Source organism: Limnothrix sp. PR1529 (genome assembly GCF_002742025.1).
Classification (GTDB): Bacteria; Cyanobacteriota; Cyanobacteriia; order CACIAM-69d; family CACIAM-69d; genus CACIAM-69d.
Window position 1 is genome coordinate 33,632 of the sequence record NZ_LIRO01000039.1, and the last position, 20,501, is coordinate 54,132.

The 20,501-nt window shown below is 55.4% G+C and carries 14 protein-coding genes and 1 CRISPR repeat array; of the genes, 7 read left to right on the forward strand and 7 right to left on the reverse strand.

Features of this window, described 5'->3' with window-relative positions; translation table 11 throughout:
* Positions 1 to 286 precede the first annotated feature (286 nt).
* The 3 genes from topA (at position 287) to AMR42_RS06785 (ending at position 5,501) form a co-directional block, all read left to right on the forward strand.
* Positions 287 to 3,082, forward strand: coding sequence for a type I DNA topoisomerase (gene topA / locus AMR42_RS06775; RefSeq protein ID WP_099532703.1), 2,796 nt, complete (start codon positions 287 to 289; stop codon positions 3,080 to 3,082).
* Positions 3,083 to 3,291: 209 nt separating this feature from the next.
* Complete coding sequence (locus AMR42_RS06780; protein WP_099532704.1) at positions 3,292 to 4,119, forward strand: M48 family metalloprotease; 828 nt, start codon at positions 3,292 to 3,294, stop codon at positions 4,117 to 4,119.
* Positions 4,120 to 4,544: 425 nt separating this feature from the next.
* Positions 4,545 to 5,501 carry an FTR1 family protein gene (locus tag AMR42_RS06785; protein ID WP_099532705.1) on the forward strand — a complete coding sequence of 319 codons (957 nt, stop codon included), beginning with the start codon at positions 4,545 to 4,547 and terminating at the stop codon, positions 5,499 to 5,501.
* Between the two features lie 168 nt (positions 5,502 to 5,669).
* Here AMR42_RS06785 and AMR42_RS06790 read toward each other — a convergent pair whose 3' ends face one another.
* Entirely contained in the window at positions 5,670 to 5,885 is a 216-nt protein-coding gene (locus tag AMR42_RS06790) for an RNA-binding protein hfq (RefSeq protein ID WP_099532706.1), read from the reverse strand.
* A gap of 12 nt (positions 5,886 to 5,897) precedes the next feature.
* Here AMR42_RS06790 and dapF point away from each other — a divergent pair, with 12 nt between their 5' ends.
* From dapF to AMR42_RS06810, 4 genes are all read left to right on the forward strand, one after another.
* The gene (dapF, locus tag AMR42_RS06795; protein ID WP_099532707.1) at positions 5,898 to 6,746 is read left to right on the forward strand and encodes a diaminopimelate epimerase; all 849 of its coding nucleotides are present in this window, start codon (positions 5,898 to 5,900) and stop codon (positions 6,744 to 6,746) included.
* A gap of 124 nt (positions 6,747 to 6,870) precedes the next feature.
* Positions 6,871 to 8,064 (forward strand): hypothetical protein, encoded by a 1,194-nt coding sequence (locus AMR42_RS06800; RefSeq protein ID WP_099532708.1) that lies wholly within the window; start codon positions 6,871 to 6,873, stop codon positions 8,062 to 8,064.
* Between the two features lie 219 nt (positions 8,065 to 8,283).
* On the forward strand, positions 8,284 to 9,483 hold the full coding sequence (locus AMR42_RS06805; RefSeq protein ID WP_099532709.1) for an aminotransferase class V-fold PLP-dependent enzyme: 1,200 nt from the start codon (positions 8,284 to 8,286) through the stop codon (positions 9,481 to 9,483).
* A 187-nt stretch (positions 9,484 to 9,670) separates the two neighbouring features.
* Complete coding sequence (locus tag AMR42_RS06810; protein ID WP_099532710.1) at positions 9,671 to 11,320, forward strand: sodium:proton antiporter; 1,650 nt, start codon at positions 9,671 to 9,673, stop codon at positions 11,318 to 11,320.
* On the opposite strand, the gene AMR42_RS06815 is transcribed toward AMR42_RS06810, so the two are convergent.
* The 6 genes from AMR42_RS06815 to cas8c all read right to left on the reverse strand — a co-directional run bounded on the left by AMR42_RS06815 (position 11,277) and on the right by cas8c (position 20,492).
* Positions 11,277 to 11,993 (reverse strand): TrkA family potassium uptake protein, encoded by a 717-nt coding sequence (locus AMR42_RS06815; RefSeq protein ID WP_099532711.1) that lies wholly within the window; start codon positions 11,991 to 11,993, stop codon positions 11,277 to 11,279. The genes AMR42_RS06810 and AMR42_RS06815 overlap by 44 nt on opposite strands.
* A gap of 304 nt (positions 11,994 to 12,297) precedes the next feature.
* On the reverse strand, positions 12,298 to 13,482 hold the full coding sequence (locus tag AMR42_RS06820) for a metal ABC transporter substrate-binding protein (protein ID WP_234406729.1): 1,185 nt from the start codon (positions 13,480 to 13,482) through the stop codon (positions 12,298 to 12,300).
* A gap of 223 nt (positions 13,483 to 13,705) precedes the next feature.
* On the reverse strand, positions 13,706 to 14,440 hold the full coding sequence (locus AMR42_RS06825) for an SDR family oxidoreductase (protein WP_099532713.1): 735 nt from the start codon (positions 14,438 to 14,440) through the stop codon (positions 13,706 to 13,708).
* A gap of 111 nt (positions 14,441 to 14,551) precedes the next feature.
* Complete coding sequence (locus AMR42_RS06830) at positions 14,552 to 15,136, reverse strand: TIGR04376 family protein (RefSeq protein ID WP_099532714.1); 585 nt, start codon at positions 15,134 to 15,136, stop codon at positions 14,552 to 14,554.
* A gap of 15 nt (positions 15,137 to 15,151) precedes the next feature.
* A CRISPR array of direct repeats spans positions 15,152 to 17,373; the repeat unit is 37 nt; unit sequence GTTTCAATCCTCGCCCAGCCCGGGGGCCGGGCGCTGC.
* Between the two features lie 85 nt (positions 17,374 to 17,458).
* On the reverse strand, positions 17,459 to 18,604 hold the full coding sequence (gene cas7c / locus AMR42_RS06835) for a type I-C CRISPR-associated protein Cas7/Csd2 (RefSeq protein WP_099532715.1): 1,146 nt from the start codon (positions 18,602 to 18,604) through the stop codon (positions 17,459 to 17,461).
* Positions 18,605 to 18,674: 70 nt separating this feature from the next.
* Complete coding sequence (cas8c, locus tag AMR42_RS06840) at positions 18,675 to 20,492, reverse strand: type I-C CRISPR-associated protein Cas8c/Csd1 (protein WP_099532716.1); 1,818 nt, start codon at positions 20,490 to 20,492, stop codon at positions 18,675 to 18,677.
* Positions 20,493 to 20,501 lie beyond the last annotated feature (9 nt).

Consider the following 20,501-nt stretch of genomic DNA (forward strand, 5'->3'; position numbering starts at 1 on the left):
CGATCGGGAGCAAACGGCCGTCTGTTGGCAAAAGCCGGGTTAATGGCAGCGCCCATGCATCCAAGCCGGCCAATCTTGTCACCGAAGCGATCGCGACTTGACATTTCCCGAAATTTCTTCCACTCTGTCCAATTAGTCTTTACGGCTAGTCTTTGCAGCCACTTCGATCGCCCGTTTTGTCCCGATCGCGTCGTCCGCCTCAGCCTGTGACCGCGATCGCACTGTCATCTATCCAAGTTTCGATCTATCTATATATTAGGAATACTGGGTCAGCCCTCCGCCATCCATGACAACCCTTGTTATTGTCGAGTCCCCGACCAAAGCGAAAACCATTCGTAACTTTCTGCCGTCTGGCTATCAGGTAACGGCTTCGATGGGTCATATTCGCGACTTGCCCCAATCGGCAAGTGAGATTCCGGCGGCGGTTAAGGGCGAACAGTGGGCCCAATTAGGGGTCAACATTGAAAAGAACTTTGAACCCCTTTACGTCATTCCCAAGGACAAAAAAAAGGTCGTTAAAGAGTTACAAGACTCTTTGAAGCTGGCCGATGAATTGGTCTTGGCCACTGACGAAGACCGGGAAGGGGAAAGCATTAGCTGGCATTTATTGCAGGTTTTGAAACCGAAAGTGCCCGTGAAACGAATGGTCTTCCATGAAATTACGGAAGAGGCCATTCGATCGGCCATTCAAAACTGTCGCCAGGTGAACGATAACCTCGTTCATGCCCAAGAAACCCGCCGAATTCTTGATCGCTTGGTGGGTTACACCCTGTCGCCTTTGCTGTGGAAAAAAATCGCGGCGGGCCTGTCGGCAGGGCGGGTGCAGTCCGTGGCGGTGCGGATGCTGGTGATTCGGGAACGGGCCCGGCGAGCATTCAAAACCGGAACCTATTGGGACTTGAAGGCGGCGTTGACCAGCTTGGACGATCGCCCCTTTGAAGCCAAGTTGGTGGCCCTGGACGGCAAAAAATTGGCCACGGGGGCGGATTTTGACGAAGCCACCGGGCAAATTGCGGCGGGCAAAAAGGTTGTTTTGCTCAACGAAGAGCAGGCCCAAACCCTGCGCGATCGCCTGCGATCGGGCGATTGGACAGTGGCGGACATTGAGGAGCGACCCAACACCCGCAAGCCATCGCCTCCCTTCACCACCTCCACCTTGCAACAGGAGGCGAACCGCAAACTGCGGCTCTCGGCCCGGGACACCATGCGCACGGCCCAAAGTCTCTACGAGCAGGGCTATATCACCTATATGCGAACCGACTCGGTACACCTGTCTCAACAGGCGATCGAGGCGGCCCGTGCTTGCGTGACGGAACTCTACGGCGCGAATTACCTGAGTCCCCAACCGCGTCAATATGCCACAAAGGCCAAGGGGGCCCAAGAAGCCCACGAAGCGATTCGCCCGGCCGGCAGCACGTTCCGCACACCGCAACAAACGGGTCTCAGCGGACGGGAACTGCAACTATACGATTTGATCTGGAAAAGAACGGTGGCCTGCCAAATGGCCGATGCACGCCAAACCTTCGTTTCAGCCCAAATTCGGGTGGAAAACGCTGAGTTTCGGGCCAGCGGCAAGCGGATTGATTTCCCGGGCTTTTTCCGAGCCTATGTGGAAGGGTCAGACGATCCCGATGCGGCGATCGAGGATCGGGAAGTGCTGTTGCCACCCCTGACCAAGGGCGATCGGGTCAATTGCCAAGACCTGGAGGCCCTGCGCCACGACACCCAACCCCCCGCCCGCTACACGGAAGCGGCCTTGGTGAAAATGCTGGAAAACGAAGGCATCGGCCGCCCCAGCACCTACGCCAGCATCATCGGCACGATCGTCGATCGGGGCTATGCCCAACAGCTCGGCAATGCCCTGGTTCCCACCTTCACGGCCTTTGCGGTCACGGGGCTTCTGGAAAATCATTTTCCTGACCTGGTGGACTTTGGGTTCACGGCCCAAATGGAACGCACCTTGGACGAAATTTCCACGGGCAAAACCTCTTGGCTGCCCTATCTGCGTCAGTTCTACTTGGGCGATGGTGGGCTGGATACTCAGGTGAAGGTGCGCGAAAGCGCGATCGACCCGGCCGAAGCCCGCACGATCGTTTTGGAAGATTTGAACGCCGATATTCGGATTGGGCGTTACGGAGCCTATGTGGAAGTCGTGGACGACCAGGGCGCAACGATCAAAGCCTCCCTGCCCAAGGATTTGACCCCGGCTGATCTAGACGCGGAGCAAATTGCCGCCCTGATTCGCCAAAAGACCGAAGGCCCCGCCTCGATCGGCAACCATCCCGAAACCGGCGAATCCATTTACGTGCTGACGGGAGCCTATGGGCCCTACGTGCAGTTGGGCGAGGTGACTGACGAAAATCCCAAACCCAAACGCACCTCCTTGCCCCGAGGCGTGACCCCCGAAAACCTGACCCTTGAGCTGGCTTTGGGTTTGCTCTCTTTGCCGCGTTTGTTGGGGCAGCACCCGGAGACCAGCCGCCCCGTCAAAGCCAGCCTTGGGCGTTTTGGCCCCTACATTGTTCACGACATGGGCAAGGACGGGGGCCAAGATTACCGATCGCTCAAGGCCGATGATGATGTCACCACCATCACCCTGGAACGGGCCCTGGAGCTATTGGCCCAACCGAAGGCCAGCCGTAGCCGCAAACAGAAAACCCCGCTTCGCGAGTTGGGCCCCCACCCGGACGACAACGAACCGGTGAACCTGTATCAGGGGCCCTATGGCATCTATGTCCAACATGGCAAGGTGAATGCGGGCTTGGCAGAAGGGCAAACCGTGGAGAGCCTGACCTTGGCGGAGGCGTTGGAATTGTTGGCGGCCAAAGCGGGCAGCAAGAAAAAGACTGCCCGTAAGACTGCGAGCAAAACCACGGGTAAAACCACGAAAACCGCTAGCAAGACCGCTAGCAAGACGACGGGTAAAACCACCAGCAAAACCACCAAGGGCAAAACCGCAGACGCAGAAGCAGCTCCCAAAACCACTCGCACCCGCAAAGCCAAAACCACTGAGGACAAGGCCCCAGAAGGCGAAACCACCCGATCGACCCGATCGAGTAGCACTCGCCGCAAGGCTTCCTAGACCGTAATTCAGCCCCTAGGATTCTGGGTTTAGGATTCTGGGCTTAGAACTTTGGGGGCGATCGGGGAAATGGCGGAAAACCACCCTCCAGCGGGGCAATTCCCACCGCGTGCGCATCCCCAAATCCTTCCTAGAATTGAAGCAACGGCCGGTCTTCGGATTTCCAAACTCCAAACACCGATGCCGATTTCTTCTTTCGGTTTGGTGCTATGAATCAACTAAAAACCACGGTTTTGCTCGCCAGCATGAGCGGCCTGCTGATTTTTGCCAGCGGTCTTTTGTTTGGAGGTGCTCGCGGGGCCTTCCTGGGGCTGGTTTTGGCAGCGGTGATGAACCTGGGATCCTGGTTCTATTCGGACAAAATTGCTCTGGCGGCCTATGGGGCCCAGCCCGTGAATCGATCGCAAGCGCCCCACCTTTACGCCATGCTGGAGCAACTGTGCGATCGCGCGGGAATGCCCGTGCCCACCCTGCACATCATCCCCAGCCCGATGGCTAATGCCTTTGCCACCGGTCGTGACCCCAACCATGCGGCGGTGGCTGTGACGGAAGGGATTCTGGAAATTCTGCCGGAAGATGAGTTGGCGGCGGTGATTGCCCACGAACTCAGCCACATCCGCAACCGCGACACCCTGACTCAGGCGGTGGCGGCCACCATTGCGGGCGCGATTTCTTACCTGGCGCAGGCGGCCATGTGGTTTGGGGGCGATCGCGATCGGGGCAATCCGCTTGCAGGGTTGTTGGCCATGCTTTTGGCCCCGATCGCTGCCACGGTGATTCAACTGGGCATTTCCCGAACGCGGGAGTTTTCGGCCGATGCGGGAGCCGCAGAGTTAACGGGCGATCCGATGGCCTTGGCTCGGGCCCTGAAGCGCTTGGAAACGATGGCTGATGCCACTCGTTTGGAGGGCAATCCCGCCTTTTCGCCCTTGCTGATCATTAACCCCAGCGCCAAAGACTGGCTGCGCAACTTGTTTTCCACCCATCCTTCCACGGAGTCCCGAATTGCTGCGTTGGCCCGTTTGGCAGGACGCTAGGGAGTTGGTCTAGTCCATTGCGTTAGGGATTTTTCTCGTTGTCTTTGAGGGGCGATCGGGTCGTGAAAGCGATTTGATCGCCCATTTTTTGCGCGATTCTGGTGATGAAGACTTTTGAGCAAGTTGCTTAAGTATCTTTTTAGGAATGTTGCGGGAATATTTTTGGGGAATATTTTTAAGAATATTTTTCGAGATTATTGTTCAGTCAATCAAGCAAGCAATTAACCCAGCAATCAACCCAGCAATCAGCCAAGCAATTAACCCAGCAATCAACCCAGCAATCAACCAATCCATATCCGACTAATTAGCCGGCCGATCTTGTTCTTGTCTTGCCCAATCGCGCCATTCCTCGCTAGCTTGGAGAAGAGCGCCGAACGATTGCTGAACGATTGCTGAACGATTAATGCTATTGGGGTTTCCCCGCCATGAACCTTGTGGATGCGTTGCCAACCTTTTCGATCGCCCTGCGCGAGGGGTTTGAAGCGGTTTTGATCATTGGCTTGGTGTTGGCCTGTTTGCAACAAGCGGGCCAAACCCACCTCAACCGATCGGTGGCTTGGGGGATTGTGGCGGGGTTGTGCCTGAGTGCTTTGGTGGGCGTTGGGTTGGCTGGGGTCTTCGGGGCCTTGGATCGATCGGTTGCCCCTTGGGCCCCCTTTTGGACTCAAGGCTTAAAAGTAATTCTGGGGGCGATCGCCATTGGTCTGTTGAGTTGGATGTTGGTTTGGATGACTCAGCAGGCCAAACAACTGAAAGGAGAGGTGCAATCCTCTGTGCAGCGGGCGATCGGGGAGCAAGCGGGGGCCTCCTGGAAAATTTTTGGCTTGGTCACGGCCGCCGTGCTGCAAGAGGGACTGGAAACAGTTATTTTCATTGCCGCCCAGTTTCAGGAAAGCCTCGGGGCCGCCGTGGGGGCGATCGCGGGTGTAATCGGAGCCGCCATCATGGGGCTGCTGCTATTCCGTTTTGGCATCAAGATTGACGTGCGCCGATTTTTCCAAGTGGTGGGCACAATTCTGCTGCTGGTGGTGGGCGCGTTGGTGATTTCCGTACTCAAGCACCTGGACGCGGCGGCGGTTCTTTGGGAGCAACTGCATCCTGCCTGGGCTGGCCTTTGTGCCGTGGGGGGCGATTCCTGCTTGCTGGGGCCCCTGGTTTGGGATTGGTCAGCGACCTTGAGCGATCGGGTGTTGCCGGGTGTATTGCTCAAAACCCTCTTTGGCTACCGTGACCATCTCTACCTAGCTCAGGCGATCGGGTATTGCCTCTTTTTAGGCGGCGTGGGAACCCTTTACTTCCGCAGTTTGCGGGGCCAGCGCTCTCCTGCGGCCCCGGCCGGAGCTTCGCCGGCCCAGTCTTCTGCCCAATCGGGTCAAGGCTAGGGCCTGTCGTTAAATCGCCTGAAACAAATCGCCTGAAACCCTGATTCCACCTTTGGCAGATCGTGGAGGACAAGGGGCTTAGGCCCCTTGTTACGACGACTGGGACATGGAAAATCAATCGTTCGCTGATCAGCCAGTTCAGTCGCTGAATGAGCCGTTGAGTTGCCCCTAGGCCTTGGGCTTGAGATAGGCGATCGCGTGTCGCCAAACGATTGTAGGCTGGTCGTAATGGTCAACAATGCAGATGCAATCACTGTCCTGCCACCTCACCTTGCCTGCAATCAGGTCATTGGTTAGCAGCTTTAGTTCCACTTCTTGCTTATTCTTAATGGCTGTCTGCACTTGACGGGTGCTGGGCAGCCCAGTATTAAATTCTTCAGCCATAGGGAGTGCTCAATGGGACTTGCGTTTGCAAAGTATCACGGATTAGGGAATGACTTTATTCTGCTGGATAACCGCGATCGAGCAGAGCCAATTCTCTCGCCTGAGCAGGCCGTGCAACTGTGCGATCGCCATTTTGGCATTGGGGCCGACGGTGTGATCTTCGTGCTGCCCGGCGAGCAGGGAGCCGATTACACCATGCGAATTTTTAACTCCGATGGTTCCGAACCGGAAATGTGCGGCAATGGCATTCGCTGTTTTGCCAAATATTTAGCGGCCCTGGAAGGCCTGGACAACACCGAAAAAACCTACAAAGTCCACACGCTGGCGGGTTCTATTATTCCCACCATTCAGGCCGATGGCCAGGTGACTGTGGACATGGGCCAGCCGATTTTGGCGGCCGAGCGGATTCCCACCACCTTGGGCACAGCGGGCGAAACGGCCCTGGCCCGATCGCTCACGGCCGCTGGCCAGGATTGGACAGTAACCACCGTCAGCATGGGAAATCCCCACTGTGTCACCTTTGTGGAGGATGTGAGCGTGATCGACCTGCCCGCCATTGGCCCGCAAATCGAATGCCATCCGGCCTTCCCCCAAAAAACCAATGTGGAATTTGTGGAAGTGGTGCGGCGCGACTATCTACGAATGCGGGTTTGGGAGCGCGGCGCGGGCATCACGTTGGCCTGTGGAACGGGGGCCTGTGCAACACTGGTAGCAGCCGTGTTAAATGGCCACAGCGATCGAGTGGCTACGGTGGAGCTTCCCGGCGGCCCATTGCAGATCACCTGGGATGCTGTGAGCGATCGGATCCTCATGACGGGGCCGGCAGAAGCGGTTTTTAACGGGGTGTGGAGGGGCTGGTGATCCGGCCCCGGGTCAAGTTAATCCGTCGCCAATGAGTCCGTCGCCCAAGCGGTGCTAAGGATTGGGGGCCGCCATGGCCCCCCGGCGATCACCAGTTCACGGCAGCAACTGAAGAGCAATAGGCATGAGCAGCGGAATTTACTTCGTACGCAATGATGGGCGACTCGTGGAGATGATGGAGCAGCCCTATGGGTCGGTGACGCTTCTTCAGGAACTCTTGGAAACTTACCCCAACCTATTGGCTGGCGATCGCAGCCTCATTAACCGTGATCAGGACTGGTTGGCCATCACTCGCCAGAACACGGTGATTTTTGATGACGAACGGGCCGATCGCTGGTCTCTGGATCGGATTTTTCTCGATCGCAGCGGTGTGCCTACGGTGGTGGAGGTGTTTTGCAGCCACGGACGCGGCGGCGGTCAACAGGCCCAAGAGCTGATTGGCCAGGCGATCGAATATGCTGCGAACCTGTCGCAATATTGGCCGATCGAAACCATGCTGGCCCAATTTGAAGCCAACTGCCGCGCCAACGATCGGGATCCCGATCAAGTGGTGGAAGACTTCCTGGGCCATGACGAGGAAGAAGAGCGTTTTTGGCAACAGGTGAAAACTAACCTGCAAGCGGGCCGGATCCGAATTGTGGTGGTTTCCGATGCCCTCTCGCCGGAACTGGTGCGGACGGTGGAGTTTTTGAACGCCCAGATGGATCCGGCAGAAGTTCAGGCGATCGAGCTGCGCCAATACGTGAGCGATGAAGGATTTCGCACCCTCGTGCCCCGATTAATTGGGCGCATGACCGACTCCAAGAGCGCTTCCCCCGCCCTCGATCGGCGGCGTTGGGACGAAGACAGCTTCTTCCAAGAATTCAGCACCCGCCAGGGGGAAGACGAAGCCGCCATTGCACACCACATTTACGAGTGGTGCAGCGATCATCCCAATGTGGAGGTTTACTGGCGCACGGGCGACACCTACGGCGGGTTTGTGGCCATGTGTGATTTCGGGCGGGGCGAGTCCCATGAGCTGTTCAAAGTGGGGATTGATGGGGGCTTGGAAATCAATTCCAGCACCTACGCTTCTTGGTATCCCTTCACGCGCCATGACGAATGGATGGAATTGCGCAGCCACTTCAGCTCGATTGGCCTGGCCCTCCCGCCGGACTCACGAGAACGTCGGGCCCCCAACTTCAGCCTTTCAACCCTGCGGGATGAACAATCGCTCCGGCAGGTTTTTGAAACCTTCAGTTGGGTTTTGGAGCGGGTCAAACAGTCTTTAAATGACACCAAACGACGGGCAACCGATCGCGACTGGGCTGCTGGTTAAGATTCACGCAACCTGGCTCATACCCGCCACCTCGAAACATTCGAAACATCGGGATAGCGGCTGCGGAATAGAAACTGCGGAATAGAAACTGCGGAATAGAAACCGCAAAAAACAGCAAAATAAAAACCTTGAGATTGACTGCACAAGGGTTAGTTGAAACCCACTAGCAGCCTATTGGCAGGAGCGTTTGGAAACATGGTGGTTGCGGGCAACAGGAATATGGCACAAACGAACCAAGAACCTAGGAACGGAGAACCCTGGAGCATTGATCAGGTGCGTTCCCAATTCCCCGCCCTAGACAACAAAACCTATTTCAACTACGGCGGCCAAGGGCCACTACCCCAAGGATCCCTGGAAGCCATGGTGCAAGCCTGGCAAACGATGCAGCAACTGGGCCCCTTCAGCAGCGCCGTGGGCGATTGGGTTGATGCGCAACTGGCCGCCACCCGCCAAACCATTGCTCAGGAATTGCAGGTGAGTCCGGAGACGATCGCCCTGACTGAGAATGTGACGGCTGGTTGCAACATTGCCCTTTGGGGATTGCCTTGGCGATCGGGCGATCGGCTATTGATTAGCGATTCCGAGCATCCGGGGGTGGTGGCCGCCGCCCAAGCGATCGCCAAGCGTTGGGGAGTGACGATCGATCAGTTTCCCCTGCGCGATCGAGTCCCTGAGCAACCGATCGTGGAAGCCATTTTGGCCCATCTGCATCCCCAAACCCGCTTGGTGCTGGTGAGCCATGCCCTTTGGAATACGGGCGAAATTCTCGATGTGCAAGCCATTGCCCGCGCTTGCCGCCACCAACAGCCCTCTGTACAAATCCTGGTTGATGCGGCCCAATCGGTGGGCCTGTTGCCCTTGAATCTGTCGGAATTAGAGATTGATTTCTATGCCTTCACAGGCCACAAGTGGTGCTGTGGGCCCGATGGGTTGGGGGGATTGTATGTTAATCCCCGATCGAGCCTGGAGCCGACCTTTGTGGGCTGGCGTGGCATCACGGCCGATCGCCAGGGTAACCCCACGGGCCACAAAACTACCGGCCAACGCTTTGAAGTGGCCACCTCCGCCTATGCGCTTGGGCTAGGTCTCCAATCGGCTCTGGACTTGCACCGCCGTTGGGGCACACCCCAGCAACGGTACGATCGAATCGTGCAGCTTGCCGGCCGCCTTTGGCAACATCTGCAAACCATTCCCCAGGTGGAATGTTGGCTGCCATACCCGCCGCCAACCGGCCTCATTTCCTTCAAGGTCAGCGGCTCCCACAACGCTCGATCGCTCGTGGCCACCCTGGAAAAACAAAAATATTTGCTCCGAACCCTGCCCAATCCCGATTGTGCGCGGGCCTGTGTTCATTACTTCACCCAAGAAGCGGAAGTCGATCAACTGGCGGAACTGATTCGATCGCTCGTAGCGGCCTAGCTTTGACTTAACTTTGACCTATTTAACCTAACTGTTCGGACTGGGATTGTAATTGGGCGATCGGCTTAATTGTGCGATCGACCGTAACAGCTTGTCAGAAATCTGGCCATACCTACCCCCCTCCAAACCAGATCAGAGCGGGGTAAATTTGCCATTAATCTTCCTCATTCATCTAGGAGAAAACCGCATGAAGCATGATTGGTTGCTGACTCTTTCCTCCTGGCCACAATTCCTAGCAAACAGCAATTCAGTTCACAATTCCAACGCAGCGGTCAGCAGTCTAGCGATCGGCAGCATTCCCGAACTGATTAATATCCTCATTATCCTGCTCTTGCTGGCAACCACCGTTGCCCTGGTGACGCAGCGGCTGAGAATTCCCTATGTCACCGGCTTGGTGCTGGCGGGGCTACCCATCACCGACTTGCTATCCCAGCGCCTTGGCCTGGATCCGTCGCTGGTGCTCAATCTTTTCCTGCCAATTCTGATCTTTGAAGCGGCAATCAACACGGATATTAGTCGTCTTCGCAGCACCTTCAAACCGATCGCCCTGCTCGCAATTCCTGGCTCCTTGCTCTCCTCAGGGATCATTGCTGTTTTGGTGAAACTGAGCCTAGGGCTGGATTGGATTAATGCGCTGTTGGTCGGTGTAATTTTGGCTAATACCGACACCGTTTCCATGATCGCGGTTTTTAAGGAATTGCGAGTGCCTTCACGGCTTTCAACGATTGTTGAAGGCGAAACATTATTTAACGATGCCGCTGCCTTAGTTTCCTTCAATCTGCTGTTGGTCATTTACTCCACCGGTAGCATTACCGTCAGTCAAGGCATCAAAGAGATGCTGTTGGTTTCCCTGGGCGGTGCATTCCTAGGAGCAGTTTTAGGCTATCTTTGCTTGCCGATTTTTAATCGCCTGCAAGATCCCTTAAGCAGCTTGTTGCTAACTGTGGCATTGGCTTTAGGCACATTCCAACTGGGTCAGTTTTTGGGTGTTTCCGGTGCGGTAGCCGTCGTAATTGCTGGTTTGGTTTTTGGTAATTTGGGTTTGCCCCAAGCCACATCAGCCTCCTATCGGATCACGCTGCTCAGCTTTTGGGAATATGCAGGTTTTAGTGTTAATACATTCATTTTTCTGTTGATTGGCATTGAAATTAATCCCCTCACTCTCTGGAAAATTCTCCCGGCGGTTATTTTGGTGATCATTGCCTATCAATTGGGACGCATCATCTCTGTTTATTCATTGCTGGCTGGCTTGCGCTGGTTCGATCGCCCGATTCCCCTCCGTTGGCAACATGTCCTAGTGCTCGGTAATATTAAGGGATCGCTGTCCATGGCATTGGCGATCGCCATTCCTGTGGGTTTTGTTGGCCGAGAATTCATTATTGAACTGGTTTTTGGGGCAGTCCTGTTTTCGTTGGTGATTCAGGGACTGGCATTGCCTTGGTTGATCAAGCAGCTCAACATCGGCCAAGGCAATGGCATATCCGAAGAAATTGGCCAATTACAGATTCAACTGATCGGGGCCAAGGCGGCGCAGGATGAACTTGCCCAGCTACTCAAGGCTGGCGTTTTACCAAAAGCAACTTATGAGGAGCTTTGGGCTGCTTATCAAGCCAAAGTCGCTGGATCAGAACGGGTTTTGAGGGAGGTCTATAACCAACACCAAGCCCATTTGGGTCTGCATTATCCCAACCAATTGGATGTGGTGCGAAGACAGTTAATTATTGCGGAAAAGGGTGCAATTAACGATGCTCTGCGCAAGCGAATTGTTCCGGAAGATGTGGTGCAACGCTACATCAAAGATTTGGATCAGAAGCTTCAGTCTCTGAGCGATGACTAGCAGTGAGTCCAAGATATTTGATCATCGGCCGGACGAGTTCCGGCCGGGTCACAACCAAAATGGTAGAGCCAGCTTTCAAGACTGTTTGACCATTGGGAATTTCTAGGTTGCTACAGGAATGACTTTGATAACCAATGATCAGAGATCCCGTTGGAAAATCGGGATCTTGGGCAATCTGGGCCACCGTGCGATCGACCACATAACAATCATTGGGAACGGGCAGCTTGAGCACTTCAACCTGACCCTGTTCAAAGTGCATCATGGATTCCACTTCGGGGTATTCGATCGCGTTGGCCATCGTGGCCACTGCCAAATCAATGGTGCTGATGATGTGGCTAGCGCCGGCCAAACGATAAGCATCCAGAAACTCGCGATCGAGCATCCGAACAACAGTGTGGGCAATGCCGTAGCTTTTGGATAAAGTGATGAGCGCCAAATTCAAAGCATCATCCCTTAGGGCTGCTACCACCGCATTGGCCTGCCGGATCCCAGCTTCTAGGAGCACTGCGGTGCTGACTGCGCTACCCTCGAAGGCCATCACCCCGATTTGTTCGCGAGCAAATCGACAGGCTAAGGGATCTTTGTCAATCACAGCAACGGTATGCCCCAGCTCTAGGAGTTGTTGGGCTAACCGCAATCCCATCATTCCTGCGCCGCCGATGAGAACGTACATGGTTATTGTACTCGCCTCGCAAATCTTGGATATCTCAGGTTAGCGCAGAGATGAAATTGCTTCCTTAAGCCGATGAATTGAATGTATTCATTAATGTATTCATCAATTTATTCATCAAGGAAGCATAATCCAAAATTAGAGCAAAGTTAAATCTCAAAAAGCGGTGAAAAATATGGCTCCAAAATTTCAATTTTGATTGCCAAAAATCGAGAACTTAACTTCAAGAACTAAATTCTAGAAACTCAACTTCAAGACCCAAACCCTGAGACCCAGATTTTGAGATTTGAATTTTAAGAACGGGGTTTCAAGAACGAGATTTTCCCAGGGGAGCCGTCTGGGGTTCGCATTGGCCTCCCAAGGCATTCACCACCGTGCAAGTATTGCTAATCAGCATCGTTTGATAGGTGGATCCCGCCGTGCCGGGTGCGCCGGGCCCGTCAATATAAAGCGGGTTGGGGGCCACCTGCACGCCGGCCTCGCGAGCGACGGTGGCGATCGTCTTGGGGTTGGTGGAAGCTTCTGCAAAAATGGCTGGCACATTGGCCGCCTTGACCAGTTTCACCAGTTCCGCCAACTTGCTGGGGGTGGGTCGCTCTTCGGTGCTCAGACCGCTGAGGGCCCCTTTCACCTCAAATCCATAGGCTTGGGCATAGTAGCGCAAGGCATCGTGGGTGGTGATGAGTCGCCGTCGATCGGGTGGGACGGTGGCCACTTGGGTTTGAATCCAGCGATCAAGCGCTTGCAGTTCGCTGGTCAGGGTCTGGGCAGCCTGTTGATAGCGATCGGCTTGGGCGGGAATCAGTTGGCTCAGTTGGGCCGCCACGATCTCCGTTAGCTTTTGGCCATTTTGGGGGCTGTGCCACACGTGGGGATCCGCCACCAGTTCCGCCGCTGCCCCAGTGGCAGTTTTTGGATCTGCATCATGGTCGTGATCATGTTCCTCGGGCTTGGCGGCCGCTTCGGTTTTGTGGTCGTGCTTGTGGTCGTGGTCATCTTCATGGCCGTGGTCGTGGCCATGGTCATGATCATGGGCGGCCATCTTCAGCGGACTGGGAACAGCCTTTTCAAAAATTGCCACTTTGGGGCCCTGGGTGGGGGCGCTGGTGAGGGTTTTGGTTAACCCCCCTTCAAAGTCATAGCCGCCATAGAGCACGAGGCTGGCAGACTCGATCGCGGCGCGATCGCTGGGGGTGGGTTCGTAGGTGTGGGGGTCGCGGCCGGGTTGCACCAAACAGGTGAGGTCGATTGTCTCGCCCGCAATTTGCTGGGCCAAGTCGCAAACCACTCCGCCACTGGCCACCACCTTGGGGCGATCGGGGTTGGTGGTGCTGGCCGCTGGGGCGCTGTTGCCGTTGGGGGTTGTTGCCCCGGAGTTGGCTCCAGTGCCGCAACCCGTTCCCAGCAGGGCCAGGCCAAGGGCGATCGCTGGCCATTGCGTCCGCCCAATTCCCCGGTTGCGCGATCGCCGTTCCGCCATGGTTCGAGTCATCCCACCCATCAATCACACCTAAGCTTGCGGTTATGCCTCTGGTTGGCCCACGCCCAGATTCAGAGGATTATCCAGAATGAGAATCATTCTCAATCACAAGCATAGAGCAATCGGCCAAAGCGAGTCAATGGCGGAGCGGGGCGATCGATCAGCAGTTTTTTTCCCTGATAAATTGCTATTCTCAATGGCTGATGAATATTCACAGATGAATATTCACGGATGCCTAGAAAAAGAGATGGCTTTCCGGCTGAATATTGATTTCCATGGGAATTGCCTGCGGTTCTGCACTGAGAGCAAATAAAATGGCATCGGCCGCCGTTTCCGTGGACAGCATTTTGGTGCGATCGACCTTGAGGCTCACGTTGTCCCAAAAGGGTGAATCAATGCCCCCAAAATAGAACAGTGTGACCTTGATCCCGTAGCGCCGGGCTTCATCGGCCATGCATTTGCTGAGGCCCGTGAGCGCAAACTTGGAAGCACAATAGGCTGCACCCATCGCCATAGAGTGCTTGCCCAAAATGCCGATCACGTTGCAAATATGCCCCATCTTGCGATCTTTCATCACCTCAATGGCGGCTTGGCAAGTATGAAAACTGCCCTTTAAATTCACCGCCAACATTTGATCCAGATCGGCTTCCGTGAGCTTATTAAACTGTTTGAGAATTCCCGCGCCCGCCGCATTGACCAGCGCATCAATCTGACCAAATTGGGCGATCGCCTGGGTGAATAGATTCGCCACCTGAGCTGCATCGGTAATATCCGTGGGAACCGCCAACACCGTAGCTCCCGTTCCCCGCAGTTCCGCTGCGAGGGCCGCCAATTGTTCCGTTCCCCGAGCCGCCAACACCAACGAGGTTCCAGCCGCTGCTAGTTTGCGAGCCAGGGTTGCGCCAATGCCCCCCGTGCCGCCAACAATGACGATTACTTTGCCTTTGAGCTTGCTTTGCCAGTCTTGCACGATCGGGTTGTTACTTTTCTTTACAAACCGTTACATCCTTAAGCTAGCACGGCCGTTGGAGGCCAAAGCAGTTGAATCGGCTAAAAAAGCCGCTATCCCTTGCTCAAACCCTTAAGGGCGGCCCATTTGGCGCTTCAGTTGCTCTAGTTCTTCATCCATTTCCCAGCGTTGGAACTGCTCTTCTAGGGGATCGGCTCCCATTCCTCTGCCGTAGGTTGCCCGATCGCTGCTGTCCCAGGGCGATCGGCTGGTGCGGGTCTTGGCTTGGGCCTGGGTTTGCGCATCGGCTTGGGCAGCCCGCGCGGCCACCTCTTGCCGTTTGCTGGCTAGTTGCGAGACCAGGGTTTCTAACTGTTCAATGCGGGTTTTAATGCCCTGCATTTGTCCCCAAAGTTGATTGCCTTTGCGCAAGAGGGCGGCTTCTCGTTCGCGGGCGGCTGCGGCGAGTTGGTGTTCTCCGGCGGCTTCCACTTTTTCGATGCGAATGTGCCAGCGCTGCACGTCCTGGGCTGTTTCCCAAATGTCGGCTTTCAGTTGCTGTTCTTGGGTGTGTAATTCCCCGATCGATCGCTTGGCATCGGCTTCCTGTTCCCGCAGTTGCTCTTCTAGGGCCCGCAACTCTAGCTCGGGATGTTCGCGCAGAAAGGCTTCTAGCCGAGCTTCTAAAAACTGACTGAGATCATCGAGCAAACTCACGCGATCGCTCCTTTCGTTTCAATCTTTGCCCAGCCTGGGGGCCGGGCGCTGCGGGACATCGCCACAGTGGGCGGTGTCCCTATCGTTTCAATCCTCGCCCAGCCCGGGGGCCGGGCGCTGCAATAGACCGATCGGGGCGGGGTGTGGTGTGACAGCCGTTTCAATCCTCGCCCAGCCCGGGGGCCGGGCGCTGCAGATCCAAAACATGAGGGCTGGAACGCTGCAAATCCTGTTTCAATCCTCGCCCAGCCCGGGGGCCGGGCGCTGCGTCACCTTGCCAGCCCTACCCGTAAGCAGGGATTGGTTTCAATCCTCGCCCAGCCCGGGGGCCGGGCGCTGCTTGGTTTCGTTGATAATTGTGCCGATCGCTAGGTCTGTTTCAATCCTCGCCCAGCCCGGGGGCCGGGCGCTGCCGGGTGTTTGGGGGATACGACGCTCAGTGTGCGGCGTTTCAATCCTCGCCCAGCCCGGGGGCCGGGCGCTGCAGCGGCCCGCTCTGCCAACCGTGGATCATCGGTGTGTTTCAATCCTCGCCCAGCCCGGGGGCCGGGCGCTGCCGCTTTAGGGTTGTTGGCTGCTGGATGGTATCGCGGTGTTTCAATCCTCGCCCAGCCCGGGGGCCGGGCGCTGCTTGCGCGACAAGGCCATGGCCACGGCCAGACACTACCGTTTCAATCCTCGCCCAGCCCGGGGGCCGGGCGCTGCATTCCGACCATTTCGCGCCTTGCGCTCTTCGACCTTGTTTCAATCCTCGCCCAGCCCGGGGGCCGGGCGCTGCAAGCGGCCCTGAAGCGGGCCCTCATGGAGGGTGACCCTGTTTCAATCCTCGCCCAGCCCGGGGGCCGGGCGCTGCGCCGAAAGGTGGATCCAGGAGCGGGTAGAGCTACCTGTTTCAATCCTCGCCCAGCCCGGGGGCCGGGCGCTGCACTGAGATTGAGCCGATCGCCTGATCGCCGCCAATCAGTTTCAATCCTCGCCCAGCCCGGGGGCCGGGCGCTGCAAGGCATTCCAAGGCGATGCGATCCGCAAGGTTTCAATCCTCGCCCAGCCCGGGGGCCGGGCGCTGCATCAATTGCAGCCCTGGTTGCATTATCCTCAGCAGTTTCAATCCTCGCCCAGCCCGGGGGCCGGGCGCTGCGATTGGAGCGAGGCGATCGCAGCCTGAGCTTGGTTGTTTCAATCCTCGCCCAGCCCGGGGGCCGGGCGCTGCGTGATCGCCACCACTCAGCAGTCGGCCAGCCGACTTAAGTTTCAATCCTCGCCCAGCCCGGGGGCCGGGCGCTGCAATTGGTCGATCGAATCAGTCTCAGACGGCGACACGGTGTTTCAATCCTCGCCCAGCCCGGGGGCCGGGCGCTGCCTGGACAAGGCCCAGAGCGAAAAAGATGAGCTGCTGTTTCAATCCTCGCCCAGCCCGGGGGCCGGGCGCTGCTAAGTATTGCGTTGTGCAATGCGACGACGGGACGGTGTTTCAATCCTCGCCCAGCCCGGGGGCCGGGCGCTGCCCTGTTTGGAGTTGCAAAATTGCATTTCCTGGACGAGTTTCAATCCTCGCCCAGCCCGGGGGCCGGGCGCTGCCGGGAACACCGATCTCGAACGTTAATCCGTTATGGGTGTTTCAATCCTCGCCCAGCCCGGGGGCCGGGCGCTGCCGATCCGAGCTTTACGGTGACGGCTGGGATGCAAGGTTTCAATCCTCGCCCAGCCCGGGGGCCGGGCGCTGCCCTTCGGCCGCGTATGACCAATGGCTCACCAATGCTAGGGTTTCAATCCTCGCCCAGCCCGGGGGCCGGGCGCTGCTTATTTGATCGGGCCTTGTCGGGGCTGTTACCTGAGTTTCAATCCTCGCCCAGCCCGGGGGCCGGGCGCTGCGATGATCGGGCTGCTGGTCTGCAACCCTGACACTGTTTCAATCCTCGCCCAGCCCGGGGGCCGGGCGCTGCCTAGGCGCTATGAGTTGGTCGAATCAAGGACTACAGTTTCAATCCTCGCCCAGCCCGGGGGCCGGGCGCTGCCCTCATGGACTACCGTACCTATGAGTTTCTGACCTCGTTTCAATCCTCGCCCAGCCCGGGGGCCGGGCGCTGCCTGATGGGGCGCTTGGCATTGCCGAGATTGATGGGAAGTTTCAATCCTCGCCCAGCCCGGGGGCCGGGCGCTGCAATATAAATCTGGCCCTAAAAAATCTAAATTGGCTGATGTTTCAATCCTCGCCCAGCCCGGGGGCCGGGCGCTGCAGGGTTTACGAACTGGCCTGAACCAAAAGATAAGAAAATGTGCGGAAGCCAACTAGGTTGGGAGTTGGCTTCCGCCAAGGCCTAATTAGCCTTCAATCAGCTTGGTTAGGGTGACTCCTTGGGGCCAATTTGTTTCGTCTAGTTCAATGACGTAGTGATCGAACGATCGCGGTGTATCGACCTCAGGACGCTTTTGCACCGAAATGCGATCGAACAATTTGTGGGCTGGCGCATTACCCAATGGATTTTCATGGGAAAAGATATATAACCCACGCACAGCCATTAGCCCGCGACTAGCCGATCGATCCACCACTTCAAACATTCCTTGAACCGCTTCCCAAAACAGTTCCAAGTCCCGATCGGTCACACCGGTTTGCTTGGCCAAAGGAGCCGAAAAGAAACCATAGCCTCGATATAGACCGTAAGAGATTTTGGTTTTGCGCCCGATCGTTTGTAGCTTTTCACGATCCTTCGCGTCAGCAACTGCTACTCGTGTGATTGCCAAATCTTCTGGAAAAACTGGGTCAATTGATCGAGAAAAGGTTAATTGCATGGGCCCACGAACCTGACCAGCATTCAAACCAGTACTCATCACTGCCCCGAACATTCGCACATCAAAGAAATTGGCGCACATCCAGTGCTTTGCCTTTTCCGTATTTTGCAAGCTCTTCTTAGGCTTGCGAGAATTTTTAATCAGGTCTTCCACCAATTTTTTGACAGCCTTCCACTCCGGTGAGGCCTCGGACTCCTGTAGTTGTTCCTTCAATTCATCGGCATCTAGTTCGCCGCTGTAGCGCAACTTTATAACGGGATCATTGTTGTCATCATCTTCTTCAAACAGAGTAAAACTTGAAGGTAGGAATTCACGAACTTGGTATAGTGCCTCCAAAACTTTGGAGTCCCTAACCGTTTCTTCTGACGGTTGACCAACTGGTAGACCTTCAGCCAAATAAGCCTCGCGAATTTGGTCATTCAAAACGCCATGATGCTTGACAAAAAGCTTAAGCCGCCTTGCTTCTTCACTATTTTCTGCCATCAGATCGCCATAGGTAGCGATCCAGTTGCGAATCTTGCGTTTTAAGCAAACATCCGTTACCAAACCATGCATGGTTTCCATATCAACCCGTGGAAGATTGCCACCATCTGGATCGCCGTTGGGATTTCCATCCAACACATCAAACAACAGCACAAAATCATGACGATGCTGAGCATTAGTGTGAATTGCAGACATGATTAAGCTCCAGAAAATTAATTCAAGTGATCAAGCAAACAGCATGACTGGGCGCTAGCAATAGGCTTGGCTAAGAGAAATTAGCAGCCCGATCGCGAATTTGCTGGCGGTTGTGTGCTTGTTGGTGGTAATAGCCAATGGCGAAAATAGCTTGCTGCTGCATCGAAAGGCGACTGGGCAGATTGGGCAGATCACGATCGGGAATTTTGCTAAGAATTTCCTCCAACTCCTCTTGAAACCGGTTGTGCTGACCTGGTTTTTCCTTGCGAAGTTTGGATAGATTGGCCTGGGCTTTGCCAATGATTTTTCCCAGAAGATAGCAAGGGCTGATGGACATGGAGCCATAGTATCGATCGGCGATCGGGGCATTAACTTTGCCCAAGGCGGCATACTGAATCCTGTCAACTTGCGCCAACAGGCGACCAGCATGGTAGGCGAGCCGATCGCCCAATTGCTCATCTTGAAATTGCGGATTGCGAGTTAGGCTTTCCATCGCATTTTGAGGCTCATTCATGTTGATTTTTCCTTCCAAGGTCAGAATTAGCTTGAGCAAAGCAGCCCTTGTGTGGGTGATGCTGCCCCCTTCGACTCGGATTCGACGCAGGAGGCGATCGAGCAAGTCAGCAGGCAATGGCCGCCCTTCAATAGCCGCTAAAAACAGCGCTGTTGGAGTTCGGGACAACATATCTTTTTTAGGCTCGCGATAAGCACAAGCGGCTAGTTCATAGAGTCCAAAGAATTCGCGATCTTCCTCATAGAGCGAGTCAATTTTCTGCCCCTGAAACCAAATTTTCAGGTTGTGATTGACTGACTCGATCGTCACATCAATCCAGCTACGAATGACCGCCCTGGCATTGTTGGCAGTGAGCGCAATTGCGAAAAAACGTTGAGCGAGGGCTGCACTTGTCTTTTCGCTGATTTTCTGAGCAGTCATTGGTGATTTCAGTAGATTCTGAATTCTTTTTGAATTCAATGGATCACGCGGCTTGCCCAAGATCTTCAAATCAACTGCTTCAGCACCCTGTTGCACCCACCAAACATAGACACTATTCCCAATGCGAAGACAGTCGTTTTCACTGGCAATAAGGGCATTTAGCGCCTTAGCAAATCCTTCCGCCGCTGGTCGCGAAATAGGAGAAGTCAGGGAATTTGCCAGCCCGAAGGATTCAAAGGCAACGGAGTTTGCAGAAACCAAAGCTATTCCTGAAGGTTGTCCATTGGGAAGACCTTTAATGAAAAAGGGTAATCGTTGTTCCAATGGGCCATAGGTTCCGGTCACCAAACACCAACCCATGGGACGTTCTCGGCTATCTGATGCTGTTTCACCAGATGTGTAAGCAGCCCAAAATTGTTGAACTTTTTCTAGATTCGCCTTGTTCTCTGCGGGAATGAGTGCGGGGGCATCGGAAAAATGAACTCGAAAGGTGACAACTTCACTGGCATCAAACTCAGAAGGAAGCTGCAAATTGGGTGCAAATTGCGATCGCTGTTGAACAGGATCCCAACTTTCCAAAAATTTCAAAATGGCTTCTACAGCGGGTTCTTGAGTTGCACTAAAACAGTTGGCAACTAGATCTTTGAACTGCCGATGGCATTCGGCAACACGCTCTGGCTTAGAGGTCGATCGGGCGGCTCCCAGGACATACTCCCCCGTATCTGCCAACAGCTTGGGCTGAATGCCTACTGTGCGGCCAATGTGGGGAACAATAATTTTCTTGCCTCGTTTTTTCCCCTTTCGTGACTCCTCGACCATTGGAGTCATCAGGCTTGTTCCGATCGGTCTTCCTTGTTGATCAATTTCAATCAGCCAACTGACTGGCGAAAAACCATACATTGATGGTGTTTCATCAATTCGGGTTGCCAGCTTGGCCAACTCGCTCAGAAGCATAAGCGCCTC